At 52.1% G+C, this 20,265-nt stretch carries 17 protein-coding genes and 2 tRNA genes; 13 read left to right on the forward strand and 6 right to left on the reverse strand.

What is annotated here, in order from left to right:
* Positions 1-150: 150 nt before the first annotated feature.
* Both EH228_RS05760 and EH228_RS05765 read left to right on the forward strand, forming a co-directional pair.
* Positions 151-227 (forward strand) — tRNA-Asp (locus tag EH228_RS05760).
* Positions 228-234: 7 nt separating this feature from the next.
* Positions 235-310 (forward strand) — tRNA-Trp (locus tag EH228_RS05765).
* A 153-nt stretch (positions 311-463) separates the two neighbouring features.
* Here EH228_RS05765 and hdfR read toward each other — a convergent pair.
* Positions 464-1,288 (reverse strand): HTH-type transcriptional regulator HdfR, encoded by an 825-nt coding sequence (gene hdfR / locus EH228_RS05770; RefSeq protein ID WP_152320731.1) that lies wholly within the window; start codon positions 1,286-1,288, stop codon positions 464-466.
* A gap of 121 nt (positions 1,289-1,409) precedes the next feature.
* Here hdfR and EH228_RS05775 point away from each other — a divergent pair, with 121 nt between their 5' ends.
* Entirely contained in the window at positions 1,410-1,748 is a 339-nt protein-coding gene (locus tag EH228_RS05775) for a MaoP family protein (protein WP_152320732.1), read from the forward strand.
* Positions 1,749-1,817: 69 nt separating this feature from the next.
* On the opposite strand, the gene EH228_RS05780 is transcribed toward EH228_RS05775, so the two are convergent.
* A complete protein-coding gene (locus EH228_RS05780; RefSeq protein WP_152320733.1) occupies positions 1,818-3,335 on the reverse strand; it encodes a YifB family Mg chelatase-like AAA ATPase in 1,518 nt (505 codons plus the stop codon).
* Between the two features lie 349 nt (positions 3,336-3,684).
* Between EH228_RS05780 and EH228_RS05785 the strand changes: the two genes are divergently transcribed.
* From EH228_RS05785 to ilvA, 6 genes are all read left to right on the forward strand, one after another.
* Complete coding sequence (locus EH228_RS05785) at positions 3,685-3,783, forward strand: IlvGEDA operon leader peptide (RefSeq protein ID WP_152320734.1); 99 nt, start codon at positions 3,685-3,687, stop codon at positions 3,781-3,783.
* A gap of 140 nt (positions 3,784-3,923) precedes the next feature.
* The gene (gene ilvG / locus EH228_RS05790) at positions 3,924-5,570 is read left to right on the forward strand and encodes an acetolactate synthase 2 catalytic subunit (protein ID WP_152320735.1); all 1,647 of its coding nucleotides are present in this window, start codon (positions 3,924-3,926) and stop codon (positions 5,568-5,570) included.
* Positions 5,567-5,824, forward strand: a complete 258-nt coding sequence (gene ilvM, locus EH228_RS05795) for an acetolactate synthase 2 small subunit (protein ID WP_152320736.1) — start codon at positions 5,567-5,569, stop codon at positions 5,822-5,824. The genes ilvG and ilvM overlap by 4 nt, the downstream gene beginning before the upstream one ends.
* Positions 5,825-5,842: 18 nt before the next feature.
* Positions 5,843-6,769 carry a branched-chain amino acid transaminase gene (locus EH228_RS05800; protein WP_152320737.1) on the forward strand — a complete coding sequence of 309 codons (927 nt, stop codon included), beginning with the start codon at positions 5,843-5,845 and terminating at the stop codon, positions 6,767-6,769.
* A gap of 60 nt (positions 6,770-6,829) precedes the next feature.
* Complete coding sequence (gene ilvD / locus EH228_RS05805) at positions 6,830-8,680, forward strand: dihydroxy-acid dehydratase (RefSeq protein ID WP_152320738.1); 1,851 nt, start codon at positions 6,830-6,832, stop codon at positions 8,678-8,680.
* A 5-nt stretch (positions 8,681-8,685) separates the two neighbouring features.
* Positions 8,686-10,230, forward strand: coding sequence for a threonine ammonia-lyase, biosynthetic (gene ilvA / locus EH228_RS05810; protein ID WP_152320739.1), 1,545 nt, complete (start codon positions 8,686-8,688; stop codon positions 10,228-10,230).
* Here the strand turns inward: ilvA and ilvY are convergent, their stop codons facing one another.
* The gene (gene ilvY / locus EH228_RS05815; protein WP_152320740.1) at positions 10,231-11,112 is read right to left on the reverse strand and encodes an HTH-type transcriptional activator IlvY; all 882 of its coding nucleotides are present in this window, start codon (positions 11,110-11,112) and stop codon (positions 10,231-10,233) included.
* 165 nt (positions 11,113-11,277) lie between these two features.
* Between ilvY and ilvC the strand changes: the two genes are divergently transcribed.
* A complete protein-coding gene (ilvC, locus tag EH228_RS05820; protein WP_152320741.1) occupies positions 11,278-12,756 on the forward strand; it encodes a ketol-acid reductoisomerase in 1,479 nt (492 codons plus the stop codon).
* A gap of 82 nt (positions 12,757-12,838) precedes the next feature.
* Here ilvC and ppiC read toward each other — a convergent pair whose 3' ends face one another.
* Positions 12,839-13,120, reverse strand: a complete 282-nt coding sequence (gene ppiC, locus EH228_RS05825) for a peptidylprolyl isomerase PpiC (protein ID WP_034938966.1) — start codon at positions 13,118-13,120, stop codon at positions 12,839-12,841.
* Between the two features lie 92 nt (positions 13,121-13,212).
* Here ppiC and rep point away from each other — a divergent pair, with 92 nt between their 5' ends.
* On the forward strand, positions 13,213-15,240 hold the full coding sequence (gene rep / locus EH228_RS05830) for a DNA helicase Rep (protein WP_152320742.1): 2,028 nt from the start codon (positions 13,213-13,215) through the stop codon (positions 15,238-15,240).
* A gap of 125 nt (positions 15,241-15,365) precedes the next feature.
* Here rep and ppx read toward each other — a convergent pair whose 3' ends face one another.
* Both ppx and rhlB read right to left on the reverse strand, forming a co-directional pair.
* Positions 15,366-16,850: an exopolyphosphatase gene (gene ppx / locus EH228_RS05835; protein WP_152320743.1), complete on the reverse strand. Its 1,485-nt coding sequence runs from the start codon at positions 16,848-16,850 to the stop codon at positions 15,366-15,368.
* Positions 16,851-16,857: 7 nt separating this feature from the next.
* Positions 16,858-18,150: an ATP-dependent RNA helicase RhlB gene (rhlB, locus tag EH228_RS05840; RefSeq protein ID WP_152320744.1), complete on the reverse strand. Its 1,293-nt coding sequence runs from the start codon at positions 18,148-18,150 to the stop codon at positions 16,858-16,860.
* Between the two features lie 117 nt (positions 18,151-18,267).
* On the opposite strand from rhlB, the gene trxA reads away from it, so the two are divergent.
* Together trxA and rho are read left to right on the forward strand one after the other, a co-directional pair.
* Complete coding sequence (trxA, locus tag EH228_RS05845) at positions 18,268-18,600, forward strand: thioredoxin TrxA (RefSeq protein ID WP_152320745.1); 333 nt, start codon at positions 18,268-18,270, stop codon at positions 18,598-18,600.
* 380 nt (positions 18,601-18,980) lie between these two features.
* Positions 18,981-20,240, forward strand: coding sequence for a transcription termination factor Rho (rho, locus tag EH228_RS05850; RefSeq protein WP_152320746.1), 1,260 nt, complete (start codon positions 18,981-18,983; stop codon positions 20,238-20,240).
* Positions 20,241-20,265: the final 25 nt, after the last annotated feature.

The raw sequence follows: 20,265 nt of genomic DNA on the forward strand, positions 1-20,265 counted from the left end.
GCCGATGGTAGTGTGGGGTCTCCCCATGCGAGAGTAGGGAACTGCCAGGCATCAATTTAGACCAGTAGCTGGTCATGACCTTCCTGGTGACGCAGGAAGGGAGAAATACCTGAAATCAGACATTTTCTCTGATTCCAGTACAGAATCGGTGGAGCGGTAGTTCAGTTGGTTAGAATACCTGCCTGTCACGCAGGGGGTCGCGGGTTCGAGCCCCGTCCGTTCCGCCACCCTTTTAGGGGCGTAGTTCAATTGGTAGAGCACCGGTCTCCAAAACCGGGTGTTGGGAGTTCGAGTCTCTCCGCCCCTGCCAGATAAAAATCCTTTGCTTAAGGCAAAGGATTTTTTTTGTCCTGAGAGCGGCTATGGCTATTCTGCGAAATAGCTTTCCCTTTTACGTACTTAATCCCAGTGGTCATTTTTCAGATACAGAATGGCCAGTAAACTGACCATTTCTGCCAGAAACCTATTGCGTATTAACGGGGAATTTTAGTAACTGGCGGATATGCGTCTGTTGATCGCTGCTCTGTAACCAAACCGCATACAGTGGTCGAACGGCGACAGGCGTATCCGGGATCACTGTCAGGTCTGGGTAATCATTGTGCCAGATGTCTGGCAGAAAAGCGCAGGCCCCAGTGGTATGTAGCAATTGCCGGGTCAGATGTGCGGAAGTTGTCGTCAGCACGGGAATATCATCTGCGCCAGCCAGATAGCTTTCGTGTTGATGAAAATCAGCACCCCATTCCACTTTTATGTAATCATATTTATCGCGTTTCTCCGATTTTCGCGAACGAAAGAGTGTTAAGGAAATATGACCGATCTGTTGGCTGGTCAGCTCATCCATTTTGGGGGCCTCAGTGGTGATCAGCAGATCAAGCTGGCGTTCATGCAGTTGCTTTACCAGCAGATGACGCTGGGCTACCCGCGCCTCCAGATGCAGGCTTTCCCTGTTCTCATAGAGAGTTTGTAGCCACGGCGTAAGATAAGCCTCCCAAAGCGATGCACTGGCCCCAATAGATAATTCATGATGCTGCTGGGTGTGCGATACTTCCTTCTTCGCCATCATCCACGTACTCATCAGACTTTCGGCATACGGTAGCAAACGCTCACCCGCTGAGGTTAGCCTGATATTGTTACGATGTCGGGTAAAAAGATTTACTCCCAACTGATTTTCAAGTTGTCTGATGCGAAAACTGACGGCGGATTGAGTGAGATAGAGCGCTTCAGCGGCACGCCCAAAGTGGCGGGTTCTGCTTACTTCAAGAAAGGTCTTCAGTAATTCCGTATCCACATCCATCTCCTAAAAAATATTTGTCGTTATGATTTAAATGTTTTGTTTTACACTCTGTCAAGCGTATCTAATACTCCGCGCCATAAATAGCACGGCCATAAAAGAGTTAGGAGCGTGTAAAATGGCGGAAAGTTTCGCAACGACGAATCGTTTTTTTGACAACAAACATTACCCGCGTGGTTTCTCCCGTCACGGTGATTTCACCATCAAAGAAGCCCAACTTCTTGAGCGCCATGGTTACGCTTTTAACGAGTTGGATCTGGCAAAGCGTGAGCCCGTGACCGAAGAAGAGCGTCAGTTTATTGAAGTGTGCCGTGGAATCCGCGAGCCGCAGACTGAAGCAGAGCGGGTCTGGTCGAAATATATGACGCGTATCAAGCGCCCTAAACGTTTCCACACTCTGTCTGGCGGTAAGCCGCAGATGGAAGGTGTGGAAGACTATTCGGATAGTGACGATTAAACATCATGGGGCTTCGGCCCCTTTTTTACACTCGTTTTTGACCGCCTTATCCGTGGTAGAGCCCGTTTATTATAGATGGTTTTGTAGATGAATGAGTAACCTGTCGATGGCACGATAGCTCAATGCTTCATTCAGATGCTGGCGCTGTACTTCTTCTTCACCCGCAAGGTCGGCAATGGTGCGGGCAACCTTTAGGATACGCTGCCAGGCGCGGACAGACAGCCCTAACTGATTTAACACTTCCTCCAGCCAGCATGCGTCCAACTGCTTAATGCTGCAGGCTAGCTGGATTTCCTTCGGCCCCATTGCCTCATTGATTATCCCGCCTCGGGCAAGTTGACGTTCGCGGGCCATCAACACTCGTTGGCGGACAGTTTCGCTTGATTCACTGGCGAGGGAAGCACGACTTAACGTGCCTGAAGGCAAAAGGGGCACCTCCAGTGAAAGATCGAAGCGATCCAGAAACGGTCCGGAAAGACGGTTCAGATAGCGCAGTGTTTGTTGAGGTGTGCTGCGACTGTGGGTACCGCTATGATACCCGGTCGGACTGGGATTCATCGCCGCGACCAATTGAAAGTGAGCAGGGTAGATAACTTTGGCTTTGGCCCGAGAGATACAAATCATTCCAGATTCAATGGGTTCTCGCAGTGCATCAAGTGTTTTACGTTCAAACTCAGGCAGCTCATCCAGAAAAAGGATGCCATTGTGGGCTAAGGATATTTCACCTGGCTTTGGTAACGAGCCGCCGCCGACCAACGCATAGCGGGATGAGGTGTGATGAGGGGCCCTGAAAGGGCGCTGACGCCATTGCCGCTGTATTCCACCACTGTTGACCAGACTGGCAATTGCAGCGCTCTCAAGCGCTTCACGATCACTTAATGGAGGCATCAGTCCGGGTAGTCGGCTGGCCAACATGGTTTTTCCTGTTCCTGGAGGGCCTATCAGTAGCAGATTATGTCCCCCAGCGGCCGTAATTTCTAAGGCTCTCTTGGCTTGCTGTTGCCCAATGATTTCATTTAAGTCGCCCTGTCTGGGGGGGTGTTCATGATGCTTGTAGTGGGCGGCCTGGAGCTCAGTCTGACCATTAAGGAAAGCGCAGATTTCCAACAGGTTAGTGCTTATCAGGCTGACACCGTGACGGACCAGACCGACCTCCGCCACATTGTCACTGGAGAGGATCAACTGTCGATTAGCTTCAATGGCTGCGATGGCCGCAGGGATAGCCCCCTGTACGCCCCGTACAACGCCTGTCAGAGCCAGTTCTCCCAGAAATTCATATTGCCCCAGTTTATCGCCGGATATTTGCTCTGAGGCCGCCAGAATAGCGATAGCGATAGGCAGATCATATCTACCGCCTTCTTTAGGGAGATCGGCCGGTGCCAGATTTACGGTAATGCGTTTGGCGGGAAAAACAAAGCCGCAGTTGATCATTGCGCTGCGCACTCGTTCACGTGCTTCTTTAACCGTTGTTTCAGGCAGGCCAACCAGGGCAAGAGCGGGCAAACCATTGCTCAGATGGACTTCGACTGAGACCAACGGAGCATCCACACCAATGGCTGCCCGGGTATAGGTAACAGATAGCGACATACACGCTCCTTGTAGAATGGCAGTGTGCAATATTTAACAGTGCAAAGCGATTCTGAACGTTGTTCGGGCCGGGGAGGTTCGCAAATGATTTTCTGGATCCGACAAATGTTTCCAGAGATTCCAGAGAGGAGCCGCAAGTCAGTCGAAGCGTATTGACTTCTGGAATTTGTTACTTTTGGTGACTAATGAATATTTTTCATTATAAGACTTATTATTTGAATAATATGCATTTTTATTGGGTTTTTAGCAGCAGGTATAAAATAAAATGATGAAAAAAGTTGAACCTCAGTTGCTGACTGTGTTAACTCTGTAAGCATTACTTCGAACAAGTGAAATTATCGAACTCAAAATGCTAACCCTTCTACGAGTCCTAAGCCTGGTCGTCATTAACGTCGTCGTGATTATTATCACGCCGTGCGGGGCTACGCTCGGAGGAAGAAAGGCTTAAAAATCAAGCCTGAATTCAGAAGAACCCCCGCACCGAAAGGTCCGGGGGTTTTTTTTTTGGCAAGGTGCAATGACAGAGGAATGAAAAATGAACAATAGAATAAAATGCTGTTGTTACCAGCAAGAGGCGGGGAAATAACTATGAATGGTGCTCAGTGGGTGGTTCAGGCGCTGCGTGTGCAAGGGGTAGAAACAGTTTTCGGCTATCCCGGCGGGGCGATTATGCCCGTCTATGACGCGTTATATGATGGAGGCGTCGAACACCTACTGTGCCGCCATGAGCAGGGGGCTGCGATGGCGGCCATTGGTTATGCGCGCTCTACCGGCAAAGTTGGCGTCTGCATTGCAACTTCCGGTCCAGGCGCTACCAACCTGATTACCGGTTTGGCCGACGCGATGATGGACTCGGTTCCGGTGGTAGCCATCACGGGACAGGTTGCTGGCGGTCTGATTGGTACGGATGCTTTTCAGGAAATTGACGTATTGGGTCTGTCTCTGGCTTGTACTAAACACAGTTTTTTAGTGACGTCGCTGGAGGAACTTCCAGCGGTGATGGCTGAGGCCTTTTCTATCGCGCAGTCTGGCCGACCAGGTCCAGTATTAATTGATATTCCTAAAGATATTCAGCTGGCTTCTGGTGATTTTGTTGCACATCTGATACCGGTTGACGATGAGATTGGGCATCCGGTTCAGGAACTGCAACGGGCCCGTGCGATGCTGTCTCAGGCGCAAAAACCGATTTTGTACATTGGTGGCGGTGTTGGCATGGCAAATGCGGTTGATGCTTTGCGCGCTTTCGCGAAAGAAACCGGCATTCCTACTGTGGCCACTCTGAAAGGTTTGGGGACGCCTGATGCACAAGATGACGGCTACCTGGGAATGTTGGGAATGCACGGCACCAAGGCGGCAAACTATGCGGTGCAGCAGTGTGACCTGCTGATTGCGGTAGGGGCGCGCTTCGATGATCGCGTGACCGGTAAACTGAATACCTTCGCCCCTAATGCCAGCGTTATCCATATGGATATTGATCCGGCGGAGTTAAATAAATTGCGTCAGGCTCATGTAGTGTTACGCGGCGATCTCAATAAGTTGCTGCCAGACTTGTATCACCCAGTCAACATCGCGGCCTGGCGTGAGCATGTTCAGACTATGAAAGCGGAACATTGCTGGCGCTATGATCATCCAGGGGAGGCTATTTATGCCCCCTTGTTCCTCAAACAGCTTTCCGCTCGTAAACCTGATAGCGCGATTGTGACGACTGATGTGGGGCAGCATCAGATGTGGGCAGCGCAGCATATGTGTTTCACCCGTCCGGAAAACTTCATCACTTCAAGTGGTCTGGGCACCATGGGCTTTGGCCTGCCCGCGGCGGTGGGGGCTCAGGTTGCCCGTCCTCAGGATACTGTCATCTGTGTGTCGGGCGACGGTTCTTTCATGATGAATGTGCAGGAGCTGGGTACCATCAAGCGCAAGAAACTGCCGGTGAAAATTGTCCTGATGGATAACCAGCGTTTGGGTATGGTACGTCAGTGGCAGCAACTGTTCTTTTCCGAGCGCTACAGTGAAACTAACCTTTCTGATAACCCTGATTTCCTTACACTGGCCAGCGCCTTTGATATTCCTGGCCAGCGTATCACCCGTAAAGACCAGGTCGAGACTGCCATAGACACGTTGCTGCACAGTGACGGGCCATACATGCTCCACGTCGTGATTGACGAGCATGAGAACGTCTGGCCACTGGTACCGCCGGGTGCCAGCAATGAAAATATGATGGAGAAAACCTCATGATGCAGCATCAATTGTCTATCGAAGCGCGTTGCCGCCCCGAAATACTGGAGCGCATTTTACGTGTCGTCCGCCACCGTGGCTTTCGGGTGTGTGCCATGAATATGGTCTCGGGAGTGGATACAGACAATATTAATATTGAATTGACCGTTGCCAGCCAGCGCTCAGTCGATTTACTGTCAACGCAACTTAGCAAACTAATGGATGTCGCATGCGTCCAGATCCAACAACAGACAACACAACAAATCCGCGCCTGAGCGCGAAAGGAAATAAGAATGACCAAAAAAGCTGACTTTATCTGGTTCAATGGCGAGATGGTTAAGTGGGAAGACGCGAAGGTCAGCGTAATGTCCCATGCTCTGCACTACGGCTCGTCTGTTTTTGAAGGCATCCGTTGCTATGACTCGCACAAAGGGCCGGTGGTCTTCCGCCATCGTGAACATATGCAGCGCCTGCATGACTCTGCAAAAATCTATCGTTTCCCCGTTCGTCAGAGTGTTGATGAACTGATGGAAGCTTGCCGTGAAGTGTTGCGTGTGAACAAACTGAAAAGCGCCTATATTCGCCCGCTGGTCTTTGTTGGCGACGTAGGCCTGGGGGTTAACCCGCCCGATGGTTACAGCACTGACGTGATCATCGCCGCCTTCCCATGGGGGGCCTACCTGGGCGCAGAGGCGCTGGAGCAGGGAATTGACGCCATGGTTTCCTCGTGGAACCGCGTTGCGCCTAACACTCTGCCAACCGCAGCCAAGGCGGGCGGTAACTACCTGTCTTCATTGCTGGTAGGCAGCGAAGCGCGCCGCCACGGCTATCAGGAAGGCATTGCGCTGGATACTCATGGTTATATCTCGGAAGGTGCCGGTGAAAACTTGTTTGAAGTGAAAGACGGTATCCTGTTCACACCGCCATTCACTTCTTCCGCTCTGCCGGGTATCACCCGTGATGCGATAATCAAGTTGGCGAAAGAGTTAGGTATTGAAGTTCGTGAGCAGGTCTTGTCCCGCGAATCTCTGTATCTGGCTGACGAGGTCTTTATGTCCGGAACGGCAGCTGAAATTACCCCGGTGCGCAGCGTTGATGGCATCCAGGTTGGTCAAGGTAAGTGCGGCCCGATGACCAGCCGTATCCAGTCAGCATTCTTCGGCCTGTTTACTGGCGAGACCGAAGACAAATGGGGCTGGCTGGATCCAGTTAACTCATAATAATGACATTTTGCGGGCGTCAGTTGACGCCCGCGTACTATCTGATTCTGGAGTATGAGCATGCCTAAGTACCGTTCCGCCACCACCACTCATGGCCGTAATATGGCGGGTGCCCGTGCCCTGTGGCGGGCCACAGGAATGACCGATGATGATTTCGGTAAGCCAATTATCGCTGTGGTTAACTCGTTCACTCAGTTCGTACCGGGACACGTGCACTTGCGCGATTTGGGGAAACTGGTTGCCGAACAGATTGAAGCCTCCGGTGGGGTAGCTAAAGAGTTCAACACCATTGCCGTGGATGATGGTATCGCGATGGGGCATGGCGGCATGCTTTACTCCCTGCCTTCGCGTGAATTAATCGCCGATTCTGTGGAGTATATGGTTAACGCGCACTGTGCAGACGCCATGGTGTGTATCTCCAACTGCGATAAAATTACGCCAGGAATGCTGATGGCATCCCTGCGTCTGAATATTCCGGTTATCTTCGTTTCCGGCGGCCCGATGGAAGCCGGTAAAACCAAGCTCTCCGACCAAATCATTAAGCTGGATCTGGTGGATGCGATGATCCAGGGCGCTAATCCAAAGGTCAGTGACGCGGACAGTGAACAGATCGAGCGCTCAGCCTGCCCAACCTGTGGTTCTTGCTCGGGAATGTTCACGGCCAATTCGATGAACTGCCTGACTGAAGCGTTAGGCCTGTCCCTGCCAGGTAACGGCTCGCTGTTGGCCACTCATGCTGACCGTAAGGAACTGTTCCTCGCCGCAGGTAAACGTATCGTTGCGTTGGCGAAGCGCTATTACGAGCAAGACGATGAAAGCGTGTTGCCGCGTAGCATCGCGAACAAATCCGCTTTTGAGAACGCCATGACGCTGGATATCGCGATGGGCGGTTCAACAAACACCGTTCTGCACCTGCTGGCCGCCGCGCAGGAAGGTGAAATCGATTTCAATATTTCCGATATTGACCGTCTGTCTCGTCAGGTACCTCACCTGTGTAAAGTGGCGCCAAGTACGCAAAAATACCATATGGAAGATGTCCATCGGGCTGGAGGCGTGCTCGGCATCCTTGGCGAGCTGAATCGCGTTGGGTTGGTGGATAACAGGGTGAGAAATGTGCTGGGCAAAAGCCTGCAGGAAACGTTGGCACACTATGACATCATGCAGACCAACGACGAGGATGTGAAGAAGATGTTCCGCGCAGGTCCGGCGGGTATTCGCACCACTCAGGCATTTTCACAGGACACGCGTTGGGACACGCTGGACGATGATCGTCAGCATGGTTGTATTCGCTCTCGTGAGTTCGCCTTCAGTCAGGACGGTGGTTTAGCGGTACTTTCCGGCAACATGGCTGAAGATGGCTGTATCGTTAAAACGGCGGGTGTGGATAAAGAAATCCTCACCTTCCGTGGTCCGGCTAAAGTTTACGAAAGCCAGGACGATGCGGTAGCCGCGATTCTGGGGGGGAAAGTGGTTGCCGGTGATGTGGTGGTCATTCGCTACGAAGGTCCAAAAGGCGGACCGGGTATGCAGGAAATGCTTTACCCCACCACTTACCTGAAATCAATGGGGTTGGGCAAAAGCTGTGCCCTGATTACCGATGGTCGTTTTTCCGGAGGGACTTCCGGCCTGTCTATCGGACATATTTCTCCTGAAGCAGCCAACGGCGGTAGCATCGCGCTGGTGAAAGATGGCGATATGATTGATATTGATATTCCTCATCGTCGTATCAAACTGGACGTACCGGACAACGAACTGCACACGCGTCGTGAAGAGGAAGAGGCGCGCGGTGAAGCTGCTTATACACCTCATGGACGTGAACGACAGGTTTCTTTTGCTCTGCGTGCTTATGCCTTACTGGCAACCAGCGCGGACAAAGGCGCTGTGCGTGACAAGAGCAAGCTGGGAGGCTAACAAACATGGCTGAGTCTCAATCGCTACCCGCCGAGCCGTGCGGCGCGGAGTATCTACGGGCGGTCCTTCGCTCGCCAGTGTATGAAATCGCACAGGTCACCCCGTTGCAGAAGATGGAGAAACTTTCTTCTCGTTTCGGCAACACCATTTTGGTGAAGCGTGAGGATCGTCAGCCGGTGCATAGCTTTAAATTGCGCGGGGCTTACGCAATGATTGCCACACTGAGCGAGGAGCAGAAGGCGCGAGGCGTGATTACCGCCTCTGCGGGCAATCATGCGCAAGGCGTGGCGCTGTCGGCGGCGCGTCTGGGGATTAAATCTCTGATCGTGATGCCGGTGGCGACCGCCGATATCAAAGTGGACGCGGTGCGGGCGTTTGGCGGTGAGGCTTACCTGTTTGGCGCTAATTTTGACGAGGCGAAGGGAAAAGCGATTGAGCTGGCTGAGCAGCGGGGCTATACCTTTGTGCCGCCCTTTGATCACCCAATGGTCATTGCCGGGCAAGGCACTCTGGCGATGGAACTGTTGCAGCAGGATGCACATATCGATCGTGTTTTCGTTCCTGTCGGCGGCGGTGGTTTGGCGGCGGGCGTTGCGGTGTTGATTAAGCAACTGATGCCCCAGATTAAAGTGATTGCTGTGGAGGCGGAAGAGTCTGCCTGTCTGAAGGCCGCGCTGGATGCGGGGCATCCGGTTGACTTGTCCCGTGTCGGGTTGTTTGCCGAAGGGGTGGCGGTGAAGCGTATTGGCAGTGAAACCTTCCGCCTTTGCAGGGAATACCTCGACGACATCATCACCGTGGACAGTGATGCTATTTGCGCGGCGATGAAGGATTTGTTCGAAGACGTTCGCGCTGTCGCTGAACCCTCCGGTGCACTGGCGCTGGCTGGGATGAAAAAGTATATCCAGCAGCATCAAATCAAGGGAGAGCGCCTGGCGCATGTGCTGTCGGGGGCTAATGTGAACTTTCACGGTTTGCGCTATGTCTCCGAACGTTGTGAGCTGGGTGAACAGCGAGAAGCGCTGCTGGCGGTGACCATTCCTGAGCAAAAAGGCAGTTTCCTGAAGTTCTGTCAGTTGCTCGGCGGTCGTTCAGTCACCGAGTTCAACTACCGCTACGCCAATGCGAACCACGCTTGTATTTTTGTTGGCGTACGCCTGACCCGTGGGCTGGAAGAGCGTGGCGAGATCCTGCAGTTGCTGGATGAAGGCGGTTACAAGGTGGTTGATCTCTCTGACGATGAAATGGCGAAGCTGCATGTACGCTATATGGTCGGTGGTCGCCCTTCGAAACCGCTGCGCGAGCGGCTATACAGCTTTGAGTTTCCGGAAGCGCCGGGAGCGTTGTTGCGCTTTCTGCAAACCCTGGGGACGTACTGGAATATCTCACTGTTTCACTACCGCAGCCACGGGACTGATTACGGGCGCGTGTTGGCGGGTTTTGAGCTGGGCGAGAACGAACCGCAGTTTGAAGAGCACCTCCAGGCGCTGGGTTATGATTTCCATGATGAAACCAGCAACCCGGCGTTCAGTTTTTTCCTCGCGGGCTAGTTACATCAGGCTCCAGAACGCGTTGATAAGCGGCTCATTGAGTCGCTTTTTTTGCACGCAAACGCCGAGTTCAAATGGTGCGACCATCTCGACATTATCCAACTCCAGGATTCGGTTACGTACTGGCTCTGGACTGTTCTCTAACACCACATCTGGCAGTAAGGCAATGCCACATCCCAGCGCCACCATCGAGACAATCGCCTCGTGCCCGGAGACGGTGGCATAAATCAACGGATTAGGAATTCGGCGGTGGCGAAACCACAGGTCAATACGCTGTCGGGCAGGCCCCTGATCGGGCAGGATAAACGGGATTTGCGTCCAGTCGGGTTCCGCCTGGGTTGCCTGGTTGCGTACCGGGCAGGGCAAAGCGGGAGCAATCAACACTAGCGGAATCAGTCCCAGAGGCGTAAAACCGATACTGGCTGGCAGGGTTTCTGGTCGCCCGGCGATAGCGATATCAGCTTCCGCGCTCTGAACTTTCTCAACGGCATCTGCTGCGTCGCCGGTGGTTAGCTTAATTTCAACCAGCGGATGCCCGGCACGAAAACGGTCAAGGATTGGCGGCAAATGACTATAGGCTGCCGTGACCGAGCAGAATAACCGGAGCTCGCCGCTGAGTGAAGGACCGTTCTGACCAATGGCATGTCGCAACTGTTGATACTGCAACAGCGTTTGTTGCGCAAACAGGCGTAGTTGTTCTCCGGCATTTGTCAGCGTGACAGTACGGTTATCCCGCAAGAACAACGACTGGCCCAGGTCTTCTTCCAGACGTTGGATTTGCCGTGAAAGCGTCGAAGGACTGATGTGCATTGCCCGGGCGCTACGACCAAAATGGCGGCTCTCGGCCAGATGCAGAAACAGTTTTAAATCTCGTAAATCCATGCGGCAATGGCCTTATTTTAGCGTTGCAGTTTTTGCAATATCACATTGTTAATATATCAATTTAAGCAATACATTTCCTGTCATATGATAGGGATCATGTACGGTGAACCGCCAGACGGCCTCACCCCGAATATAAAGATGAACACAACCCTATACGGAGTATCCATGGCTAACTATTTCAATACATTGAACCTGCGCAACCAGTTAGCGCAGTTAGGTAAATGTCGCTTTATGGCGCGTGATGAATTTGCCGATGAAGCGAGTTACCTGAAAGGGAAAAAAGTCGTTATCGTTGGGTGTGGTGCTCAGGGTTTGAACCAGGGGTTGAACATGCGTGATTCCGGTCTTGATATCGCTTATGCCTTGCGTGCTGAAGCGATTGCCGAGAAGCGGGCTTCCTGGCGTAAAGCGACTGAAAACGGTTTCAAAGTAGGCACTTACGAAGAGTTGATCCCACAGGCTGATTTGGTGGTTAATTTGACGCCGGACAAGCAGCACTCTGCTGTCGTGCAGGCCGTGCAGCCGCTGATGAAAGATGGGGCGGCATTGGGCTACTCTCATGGTTTCAACATCGTTGAAGTGGGTGAGCAGATCCGTAAAGACATTACTGTGGTGATGGTTGCGCCGAAATGTCCGGGAACTGAAGTACGTGAAGAATATAAGCGTGGTTTCGGTGTGCCTACACTTATCGCGGTTCACCCAGAAAACGATCCGAAAGGCGAAGGCATGGCGATTGCCAAAGCCTGGGCGGCGGCAACGGGAGGTCACAGGGCGGGGGTGTTGGAGTCTTCGTTTGTTGCTGAAGTGAAATCTGATCTGATGGGCGAGCAGACGATTCTGTGCGGTATGCTGCAGGCAGGTTCTCTGTTGTGCTTTGACAAGCTGGTGGCTGAAGGTGCCGATCCGGCTTATGCAGGAAAATTGATCCAGTTTGGTTGGGAAACCGTCACCGAAGCTCTGAAGCAGGGCGGCATCACGCTGATGATGGATCGCCTGTCCAACCCGGCTAAAATCCGTGCGTTTGCGCTGTCTGAGCAGTTGAAAACTATTATGGCGCCGCTGTTCCAGAAGCATATGGACGACATCATCTCTGGTGAGTTTTCTTCCGGCATGATGGCTGACTGGGCGAATGATGACAAGAAACTGCTGGGCTGGCGTGAAGAGACCGGTAGAACCGCGTTTGAAAATGCGCCGCAGTTTGAGGGTAAAATTGCCGAGCAGGACTACTTCGATCAGGGCGTATTGATGATCGCGATGGTGAAAGCCGGTGTTGAACTGGCGTTTGAGACCATGACGGATGCTGGCATCATCGAAGAGTCAGCTTACTATGAGTCACTGCATGAGTTACCGCTGATTGCGAACACCATTGCCCGCAAGCGTCTGTATGAGATGAACGTGGTTATCTCCGATACTGCTGAATATGGCAACTACCTGTTCTCTTATGCGGCGGTGCCATTGCTGAAAGAGTTTATGACCACCTTGCAGGTTGGTGATCTGGGTAAAGTGACCAGCGGTTCCACCAGGGTGGATAACGCACAGTTGCGTGATGTCAATGAAACGATTCGTCATCACCCGATCGAATCTGTCGGTCGCAAACTGCGTGGTTACATGACTGATATGAAACGTATCGCGGTAGCGGGTTAATCTGACACCTGGGCTGGTGAAGACTGGTTCTGTGTGGAAAAAAGAGCGGAATTCCGCTCTTTTTTTTGACCGAAATACGGACTCAGTTACGGTACAGCACCTTGATGATATGGTAACCGAATTGCGTATGCAGCGGGCCATAAGGCGTGATCAACGGACAGGAGAACACCACTTTATCGAAAGCGGGAACCATTGCGCCCTGTTTGAATTCACCCAAATGGCCGCCTTTTTTGCCTGATGGGCAAATGGAGTGTTTCTTCGCCAGTTTTTCAAAATCAGCGCCTTGTTCCAGTTGAGCCAAAATGTCCTGCGCCTGTTTCTCTTCCTTAACAAGGATATGGAGTGCTGCTGCGGTTTTTGCCATGATCGTACCTTGAGTCATAGGGATGCTGCTGGCTATACTATCACGCTGTCTTTCTTTCCTTTTGTTATATTTCATCATCGAGCGATCCCCTTATGCGTCTTAATCCAGCTCAGCAACACGCCGTTGAATTTGTTACCGGGCCTTGTCTGGTACTGGCTGGCGCCGGTTCGGGTAAAACGCGCGTCATCACCAATAAAATCGCCTATTTGATCCGTGAATGCGGCTATCAGGCTCGACATATCGCTGCCGTGACTTTTACCAACAAGGCTTCGCGCGAGATGAAAGAGCGTGTGGCGCAATCTCTTGGGCGTAAAGAAACGCGGGGCTTGATTATCTCCACTTTCCATACGCTGGGACTGGAGATCATTAAACGGGAATACGCCGCGCTGGGGATGAAATCGAACTTCTCGTTGTTTGACGATCAGGACCAACTGGCGTTGTTGAAAGAGCTGACAGAAGAATGGCTGGAGAACGACAAAAATCTGCTGCAACAGCTGGTTTCGACCATCTCTAACTGGAAGAATGATCTGATGGATCCCTCGCGGGCAGCAGCAGCGGTCGCGGGACAATCAGAACGAGATCGGATTTTTGCACATTGTTACGCACTTTATGACCGTCACCTGAAGTCTTGCAATGTGCTGGACTTTGATGACCTGATCCTGTTGCCGACTCTGTTACTCCAGAAAAACCTGGTGGTACGGGAGCGCTGGCAGCAGCGTATTCGCTATCTGCTGGTCGATGAATATCAGGATACCAATACCAGTCAGTACGAGCTGGTGAAGTTGCTGGTGGGCGCGCGCGCGCGTTTTACTGTGGTGGGGGATGATGATCAGTCAATCTACTCATGGCGTGGCGCGCGACCGCAAAATCTGGTGCTACTGAAGGAAGATTTTCCGGCGTTGCAGGTGATTAAGCTGGAACAGAATTACCGATCTTCAGAACGTATTCTGAAAGCGGCGAATATCCTGATCGCCAATAACCCTCACGTCTTTGAAAAACGTCTGTTTTCTGCGCTGGGATACGGTTCGGAATTAAAGGTGGTGACAGCCAATCATGAGGAGCATGAGGCCGAGCGCGTCATCGGCGAGTTGATTGCCCATCACTTTATCAATAAAACACAGTACAAAGATTACGCTATTTTGTATCGTGGCAACCATCAGTCACGTGTCTTCGAAAAGATGCTGATGCAGAACCGCATCCCATACCGTATTTCCGGCGGCACATCATTCTTCTCCCGTTCCGAAATTAAAGACCTGCTCGCGTACCTGAGAGTGCTGACTAATGCCGATGATGACAGCGCTTTTATGCGCATTGTGAACACGCCAAAGCGGGAAATTGGCCCGGCTACGTTGCAAAAGTTGGGGGAGTGGGCGCTGCAACGCAATAAGAGTCTGTTTAGCGCCAGTTTTGATATGGGGCTGGGGCAAACTCTGACTGGGCGAGGACTGGAATCGCTGCAGCGTTTTACTGGCTGGTTGCAGGAAATTGCGGCACTTGCCGAGCGGGAACCGGTAGCCGCGGTGCGTGATCTGATCCGTGGCATAGATTATGAAAGCTGGCTGTTTGAAACCTCGGCCAGCCCGAAAGCCGCCGAAATGCGCATGAAGAACGTCAATACATTATTCCAGTGGATGACCGAAATGTTGGAAGGCAGCGATATTGATGAACCGATGACGCTGACGCAGGTCGTCACGCGCTTCACGCTGCGTGACATGATGGAACGTGGCGAAAGTGATGAAGAGGCGGACCAGGTCCAGTTGATGACTCTGCATGCGTCGAAAGGCCTTGAGTTTCCTTACGTCTATCTGGTGGGGATGGAAGAAGGATTGTTGCCGCACCAGAGCAGTATTGACGAAAATAACATTGAAGAAGAGCGACGCCTGGCCTATGTCGGCATTACCCGTGCGCAGAAGGCGCTCACTTTTACCCTGTGCCGCGAGCGGCGTCAGTATGGTGAGCTGGTGCGGCCCGAGCCGAGTCGTTTTTTGCTGGAGTTGCCGCAGGATGACCTGAACTGGGAAACCGAGCGTAAAGTGGTCAGTGCTGAAGAACGTATGCAGACCGGACAGAGTCGGGTCGCGAGTCTGAAAGCCATGTTGGAAAAAGCGAAAGGAGCATAACGTGATTCAGGTAAACGGGGCGGGGATATCGCCGTTACTCGTATAAAAAAATACGTTATGGTCCATGGTAAAGCGTAACGTCGATGGCGATTTTACCCATGCGAGACGGTCGCTTTTTGTCTTATTCAGTCTACGGTCAGCGACCAGTGTACGTAACTTTGCCAGTGACACTCCTGTTCCAGCAACTCTTCTCTTAGCGGATGCGCGTCCAGCCAGCCAACAGGCAATGTCAGGGTGAGATGGTCATCATCGGCATGCAGACGCACTGCGGGTAAAGTATCATCACGGCGGCGACTGGCAAAAATAATTGCCAGCCGTAGCAGGCGGCACAATCTTTCCGCCACCCGCGGTGTAACGGCATTTTGCTGGCTAAGTAATGCCAGATCGATACTGTTCACCTGATTCTGTAGCAGCGTTGCCAATAATTTTTTCTGCGCGGGGGTAAAGCCGGGAAGGTCAAGATGGCGAATTAGATAGGCGGCATGTTGCGGAGCCTGTTTAAAATCAACGCTGAGGCCGATTTCATGGATGAGACAGGCACTGTCGAGCAGCTCGCAACATCGGTCGTCCAGCTTCCAACTATGGCTGACCTGACGGGCAAAGCTTCTGGCCAACAGGCGTACGCGTTCAGCCTGTTCGGTATCAATTGTAAACCGGCGCTGAATGTTATGCAGTGTGCGGCCACGAATGTCACGGTCTGTCGGAAGAGGCAACATATCATACACCAGACCTTCGCGCAGCGCGCCGCCGGCCAGCGTCATGCTGCTAATATTCAGCTCGGTAAAAATGGCGATCAGAATCGACAATCCGCTGGGGAAGACCAGCGCACGTTCCAGGGTCAGCCCTTCAATTTCCAGTTCTTCCAGTTTGTCGCACTGGATAGCACGTTGCCTGAGCTGTTGTAGTTTGCTGAGCGTGATGCGCTCGTCCATGCCCTGCGCCATCATAATTTCCTGCAGTGCCTGCACTGTTCCGGAGGCTCCCACGCATACCTGCCAGCCCTGCTCGCGCAACGGTTTGACCACTGGGCGGATCATATCGCGTGCTGCCTGTTCAGCCTCTTCGAAATTTTGTTTACCGAGATGACGATCACCGAAATAACGTTCCAGCCAGGTAACACAGCCCATGGATAAGCTAAATAACGCGGTGGTTTGTGAACCGCTGCCGGTAACCAGTTCGGTGCTTCCTCCGCCGATGTCCACCACCAGGCGTTTATCCGACCCCCCCGTGGTATGGGCCACTCCCTGATAAATCAGTCGAGCCTCTTCTTCGCCACTGATGACATTCACCGGGCAATTCAGAATGTGCTGGGCTTTTTGTAGAAAGGTTCCGGCGTTAGTAGCAAGACGCAAGGTCGCTGTGGCAACCACCCTGATTTGGTCAGGAGGAATGTCCTGCAGTTGTTCAGAGAACAACCGCAAACACTGCCAGCCGCGTTCCATGGCCTCGTTCGAGAGATGATTGCTACCGTCAAGTCCCGCCGCCAGGCGCACTTTACGCTTAATGCGTGCAACGGTCTGGATGCTGCCCGCCACCTCGCGCACCACCAACATATGAAAACTGTTGGATCCTAAATCTATTGCAGCATAAAGCGATGAGGCGCTCAGCATGGCAGTCTTAACCTGAACGTTTGCGGTTATTGTTGCGCGGTGCGCCAGCGCGGCGATGATTGCTGCCGCCACGACGCGGACCATTGCCAGAGCGATTACGTGTCAGGCGCTTCGGCGGGGGGAGTTCGGTTAGCAGTGCATCGCTGTTGTAACGGCTCACAGTAATGCTGTGGCCGATGTATTCTTCGATTGCCGGCAGGTTCAGAGCATATTCTTCACACGCCAGACTGATCGAGTGCCCATTCGCGCCTGCGCGCCCGGTACGACCAATACGGTGAACGTAATCTTCACAGTCATCAGGAAGATCGTAATTGAAAACGTGGGTCACCGCAGGAATATGCAGACCACGCGCGGCCACATCGGTCGCAACCAGAATATCAACGTCGCCTTTGGCGAAGTCATCCAGGATCCGCAGGCGTTTTTTCTGCGCCACGTCGCCAGTCAGCAGACCCACGCGGTGGCCATCGGCAGCCAGGTGTCCCCAGATATCTTCACAGCGGTGCCGGGTGTTGGCGAAAATGATGGCGCGATCCGGCCATTCTTCTTCCAACAGCGTTTGCAGAAGGCGCATTTTTTCTTCGTTCGAAGGGTAGAACAGCTCTTCTTTAATCCGGTGGCCAGTTTTTTGTTCCGGTTCGACTTCCACATATTCGGCATTGTTCATATTTTCGAACGCCAGTTCACGGACGCGAAAGGAGAGGGTGGCAGAGAACAGCATATTCAGGCGCTGGTTTGCCGCTGGCATACGACGGAACAACCAGCGAATGTCTTTAATGAAGCCCAGATCGAACATCCGATCAGCTTCGTCAAGGACCACCACCTGAATAGCGCCTAAGTCGATGTGATTCTGCCTGGCGTAATCGATCAACCTGCCGGTTGTGCCAACCAGAATATCGACGCCGTTTTCGAGGACTTTCAGTTGTTTGTCATAGCCGTCGCCGCCATAGGCCAGCCCGAGATTAAGGCCGGTGGCCTGAGCCAGTGGTTCTGCATCAGCATGAATCTGGACGGCTAATTCTCGGGTCGGCGCCAGGATTAGCGCACGGGGCTGATTCACCTGACGGCCTTCCGGCGCAGGGTGAGAAAGAAGATGATGGAACGTTGACGTCAGGAACGCCATCGTTTTGCCGGTACCGGTTTGCGCCTGTCCTGCCACATCACGCCCAGCCAGCGTAAAAGGCAACGCCAATGCCTGAATAGGTGTGCAGTTATGAAACCCTTTAATTTCAAGGGCTTCAATGACATTTGGGTGCAGGGCGAAGTCGGAAAACTTCTGTTCAGTTAAGTATGTTTTGCTCATAGTGTGGTAGAATATCAGCTTACTATTGCTTTACGAAAGCGTATCCGGTGAAATAAAGTCAACCTACGTTGGCAGATGTTACGCCAACCAGCCAGGCATAATCTTTTGGAGTAAGACATGAGCAGCGATAAAATTATTCACCTGACCGATGACAGCTTCGAGACCGACGTACTGAAAGCAGAGGGTTTGACGCTGGTCGACTTCTGGGCAGAGTGGTGCGGTCCATGCAAAATGATTGCCCCAATTCTTGATGAAGTTGCTGAAGAATACGATGGCAAGCTGACAATCGCAAAACTGAATATCGACGAAAACCCGGGCACCGCGCCGAAGTATGGTATCCGGGGTATTCCAACCCTGTTGCTGTTCAAGGATGGCGAAGTGGCGGCGACCAAAGTGGGCGCGCTCTCAAAAGGTCAGCTCAAAGAATTTCTGAACGCGAATTTAGGCTAAATGACAGGTCCGGTGGCTGACAGTGTGGAGCCTGCTGTCAGACCACTGGTATATTTTTAGTTCACCGCTAGACGTTTGTCATCAGGCATGCTAATTTACTGTTCACTGCACTACGAAACTTACCTTGTAGTTTGAATCTAAGATTTATTCCTTGTTGAATACTGTATTTATCTTAATTACAGATATTCAGCAATCTGACGGTTAGTATCATCAGCAATTCCGGCGTCTTGTCCATACCGTCTCATCGTCTCAGATTTGCGTTTTCTGCACGTGATTATCGAGCGGACCCTGACAAGAATGCCATTAACAGGCATGGATTTTTCGCCATACCATTTATGACAAATACTTCGAGATTTACCCCTTTTTAAGAACCCACCATTATGAATCTTACCGAATTAAAAAACACGCCGGTTTCTGAATTGATAACACTCGGCGAAAACATGGGGCTGGAAAACCTTGCCCGTATGCGTAAACAGGACATTATCTTCGCCATCCTTAAACAGCATGCGAAAAGTGGTGAAGATATCTTCGGCGATGGTGTACTGGAGATATTACAGGATGGATTTGGATTCCTCCGTTCTGGAGACAGCTCCTACCTTGCCGGTCCCGACGATATCTATGTTTCTCCCAGTCAAATCCGCCGTTTCAACCTCCGTACAGGTGACACCATTTCCGGTAAAATCCGCCCACCAAAAGAAGGTGAGCGTTATTTTGCTTTGTTGAAAGTTAACGAAGTTAACTACGACAAGCCGGAAAACGCCCGTAATAAGATCCTGTTCGAGAACTTAACGCCATTGCACGCCAACTCCCGTTTGCGTATGGAGCGAGGTAACGGTTCTACTGAAGATTTAACCGCGCGCGTACTTGACCTGGCCTCGCCAATTGGTCGTGGTCAGCGTGGGCTGATTGTGGCGCCGCCTAAAGCCGGTAAAACCATGTTGCTGCAGAATATCGCGCAGAGTATTGCTTACAACCATCCTGATTGTGTGCTGATGGTGCTGCTGATTGATGAACGTCCGGAAGAAGTGACCGAGATGCAGCGTCTGGTTAAAGGTGAAGTGATCGCCTCTACCTTTGATGAGCCTGCTTCCCGGCATGTACAGGTTGCCGAAATGGTAATCGAAAAGGCCAAACGTCTGGTGGAGCATAAAAAAGACGTGATAATCCTGCTGGACTCAATCACTCGCCTGGCGCGTGCTTATAACACGGTCGTGCCAGCTTCAGGTAAAGTGCTGACAGGGGGGGTGGATGCAAACGCCCTGCATCGTCCAAAACGTTTCTTCGGTGCTGCGCGTAATGTGGAAGAAGGCGGAAGCCTGACTATCATTGCCACCGCGCTGGTGGATACCGGTTCGAAGATGGACGAAGTTATCTATGAAGAATTTAAAGGTACCGGCAACATGGAACTGCATCTGGCGCGTAAAATCGCTGAGAAGCGTGTGTTCCCGGCCATCGATTACAACCGGTCTGGTACACGTAAAGAAGAACTGCTTACCAGCTCCGAAGAACTGCAAAAAATGTGGATCTTACGCAAAATTATTCACCCAATGGGGGAAATTGACGCGATGGAGTTCCTCATCAACAAGCTGGCGATGACCAAAACTAACGATGAGTTCTTCGAGATGATGAAACGCTCTTAAGCGTTTTGCCCGATCCCCCTCTGAA

This window comes from Erwinia endophytica (genome assembly GCF_009295515.1).
Lineage (GTDB): Bacteria > Pseudomonadota > Gammaproteobacteria > Enterobacterales > Enterobacteriaceae > Erwinia > Erwinia endophytica.

Coding starts and splice junctions, on each gene's coding strand:
- EH228_RS05775 (WP_152320732.1), top strand. CDS start 1,410: ATGGCGGAAAGTTTCGCAACGACGAATCGTTTTTTTGACAACAAACAT.
- EH228_RS05780 (WP_152320733.1), bottom strand. CDS start 3,335: ATGTCGCTATCTGTTACCTATACCCGGGCAGCCATTGGTGTGGATGCT.
- EH228_RS05785 (WP_152320734.1), top strand. CDS start 3,685: ATGCTAACCCTTCTACGAGTCCTAAGCCTGGTCGTCATTAACGTCGTC.
- ilvG (WP_152320735.1), top strand. CDS start 3,924: ATGAATGGTGCTCAGTGGGTGGTTCAGGCGCTGCGTGTGCAAGGGGTA.
- ilvM (WP_152320736.1), top strand. CDS start 5,567: ATGATGCAGCATCAATTGTCTATCGAAGCGCGTTGCCGCCCCGAAATA.
- EH228_RS05800 (WP_152320737.1), top strand. CDS start 5,843: ATGACCAAAAAAGCTGACTTTATCTGGTTCAATGGCGAGATGGTTAAG.
- ilvD (WP_152320738.1), top strand. CDS start 6,830: ATGCCTAAGTACCGTTCCGCCACCACCACTCATGGCCGTAATATGGCG.
- ilvA (WP_152320739.1), top strand. CDS start 8,686: ATGGCTGAGTCTCAATCGCTACCCGCCGAGCCGTGCGGCGCGGAGTAT.
- ilvY (WP_152320740.1), bottom strand. CDS start 11,112: ATGGATTTACGAGATTTAAAACTGTTTCTGCATCTGGCCGAGAGCCGC.
- ilvC (WP_152320741.1), top strand. CDS start 11,278: ATGGCTAACTATTTCAATACATTGAACCTGCGCAACCAGTTAGCGCAG.
- ppiC (WP_034938966.1), bottom strand. CDS start 13,120: ATGGCAAAAACCGCAGCAGCACTCCATATCCTTGTTAAGGAAGAGAAA.
- rep (WP_152320742.1), top strand. CDS start 13,213: ATGCGTCTTAATCCAGCTCAGCAACACGCCGTTGAATTTGTTACCGGG.
- ppx (WP_152320743.1), bottom strand. CDS start 16,850: ATGCTGAGCGCCTCATCGCTTTATGCTGCAATAGATTTAGGATCCAAC.
- rhlB (WP_152320744.1), bottom strand. CDS start 18,150: ATGAGCAAAACATACTTAACTGAACAGAAGTTTTCCGACTTCGCCCTG.
- trxA (WP_152320745.1), top strand. CDS start 18,268: ATGAGCAGCGATAAAATTATTCACCTGACCGATGACAGCTTCGAGACC.
- rho (WP_152320746.1), top strand. CDS start 18,981: ATGAATCTTACCGAATTAAAAAACACGCCGGTTTCTGAATTGATAACA.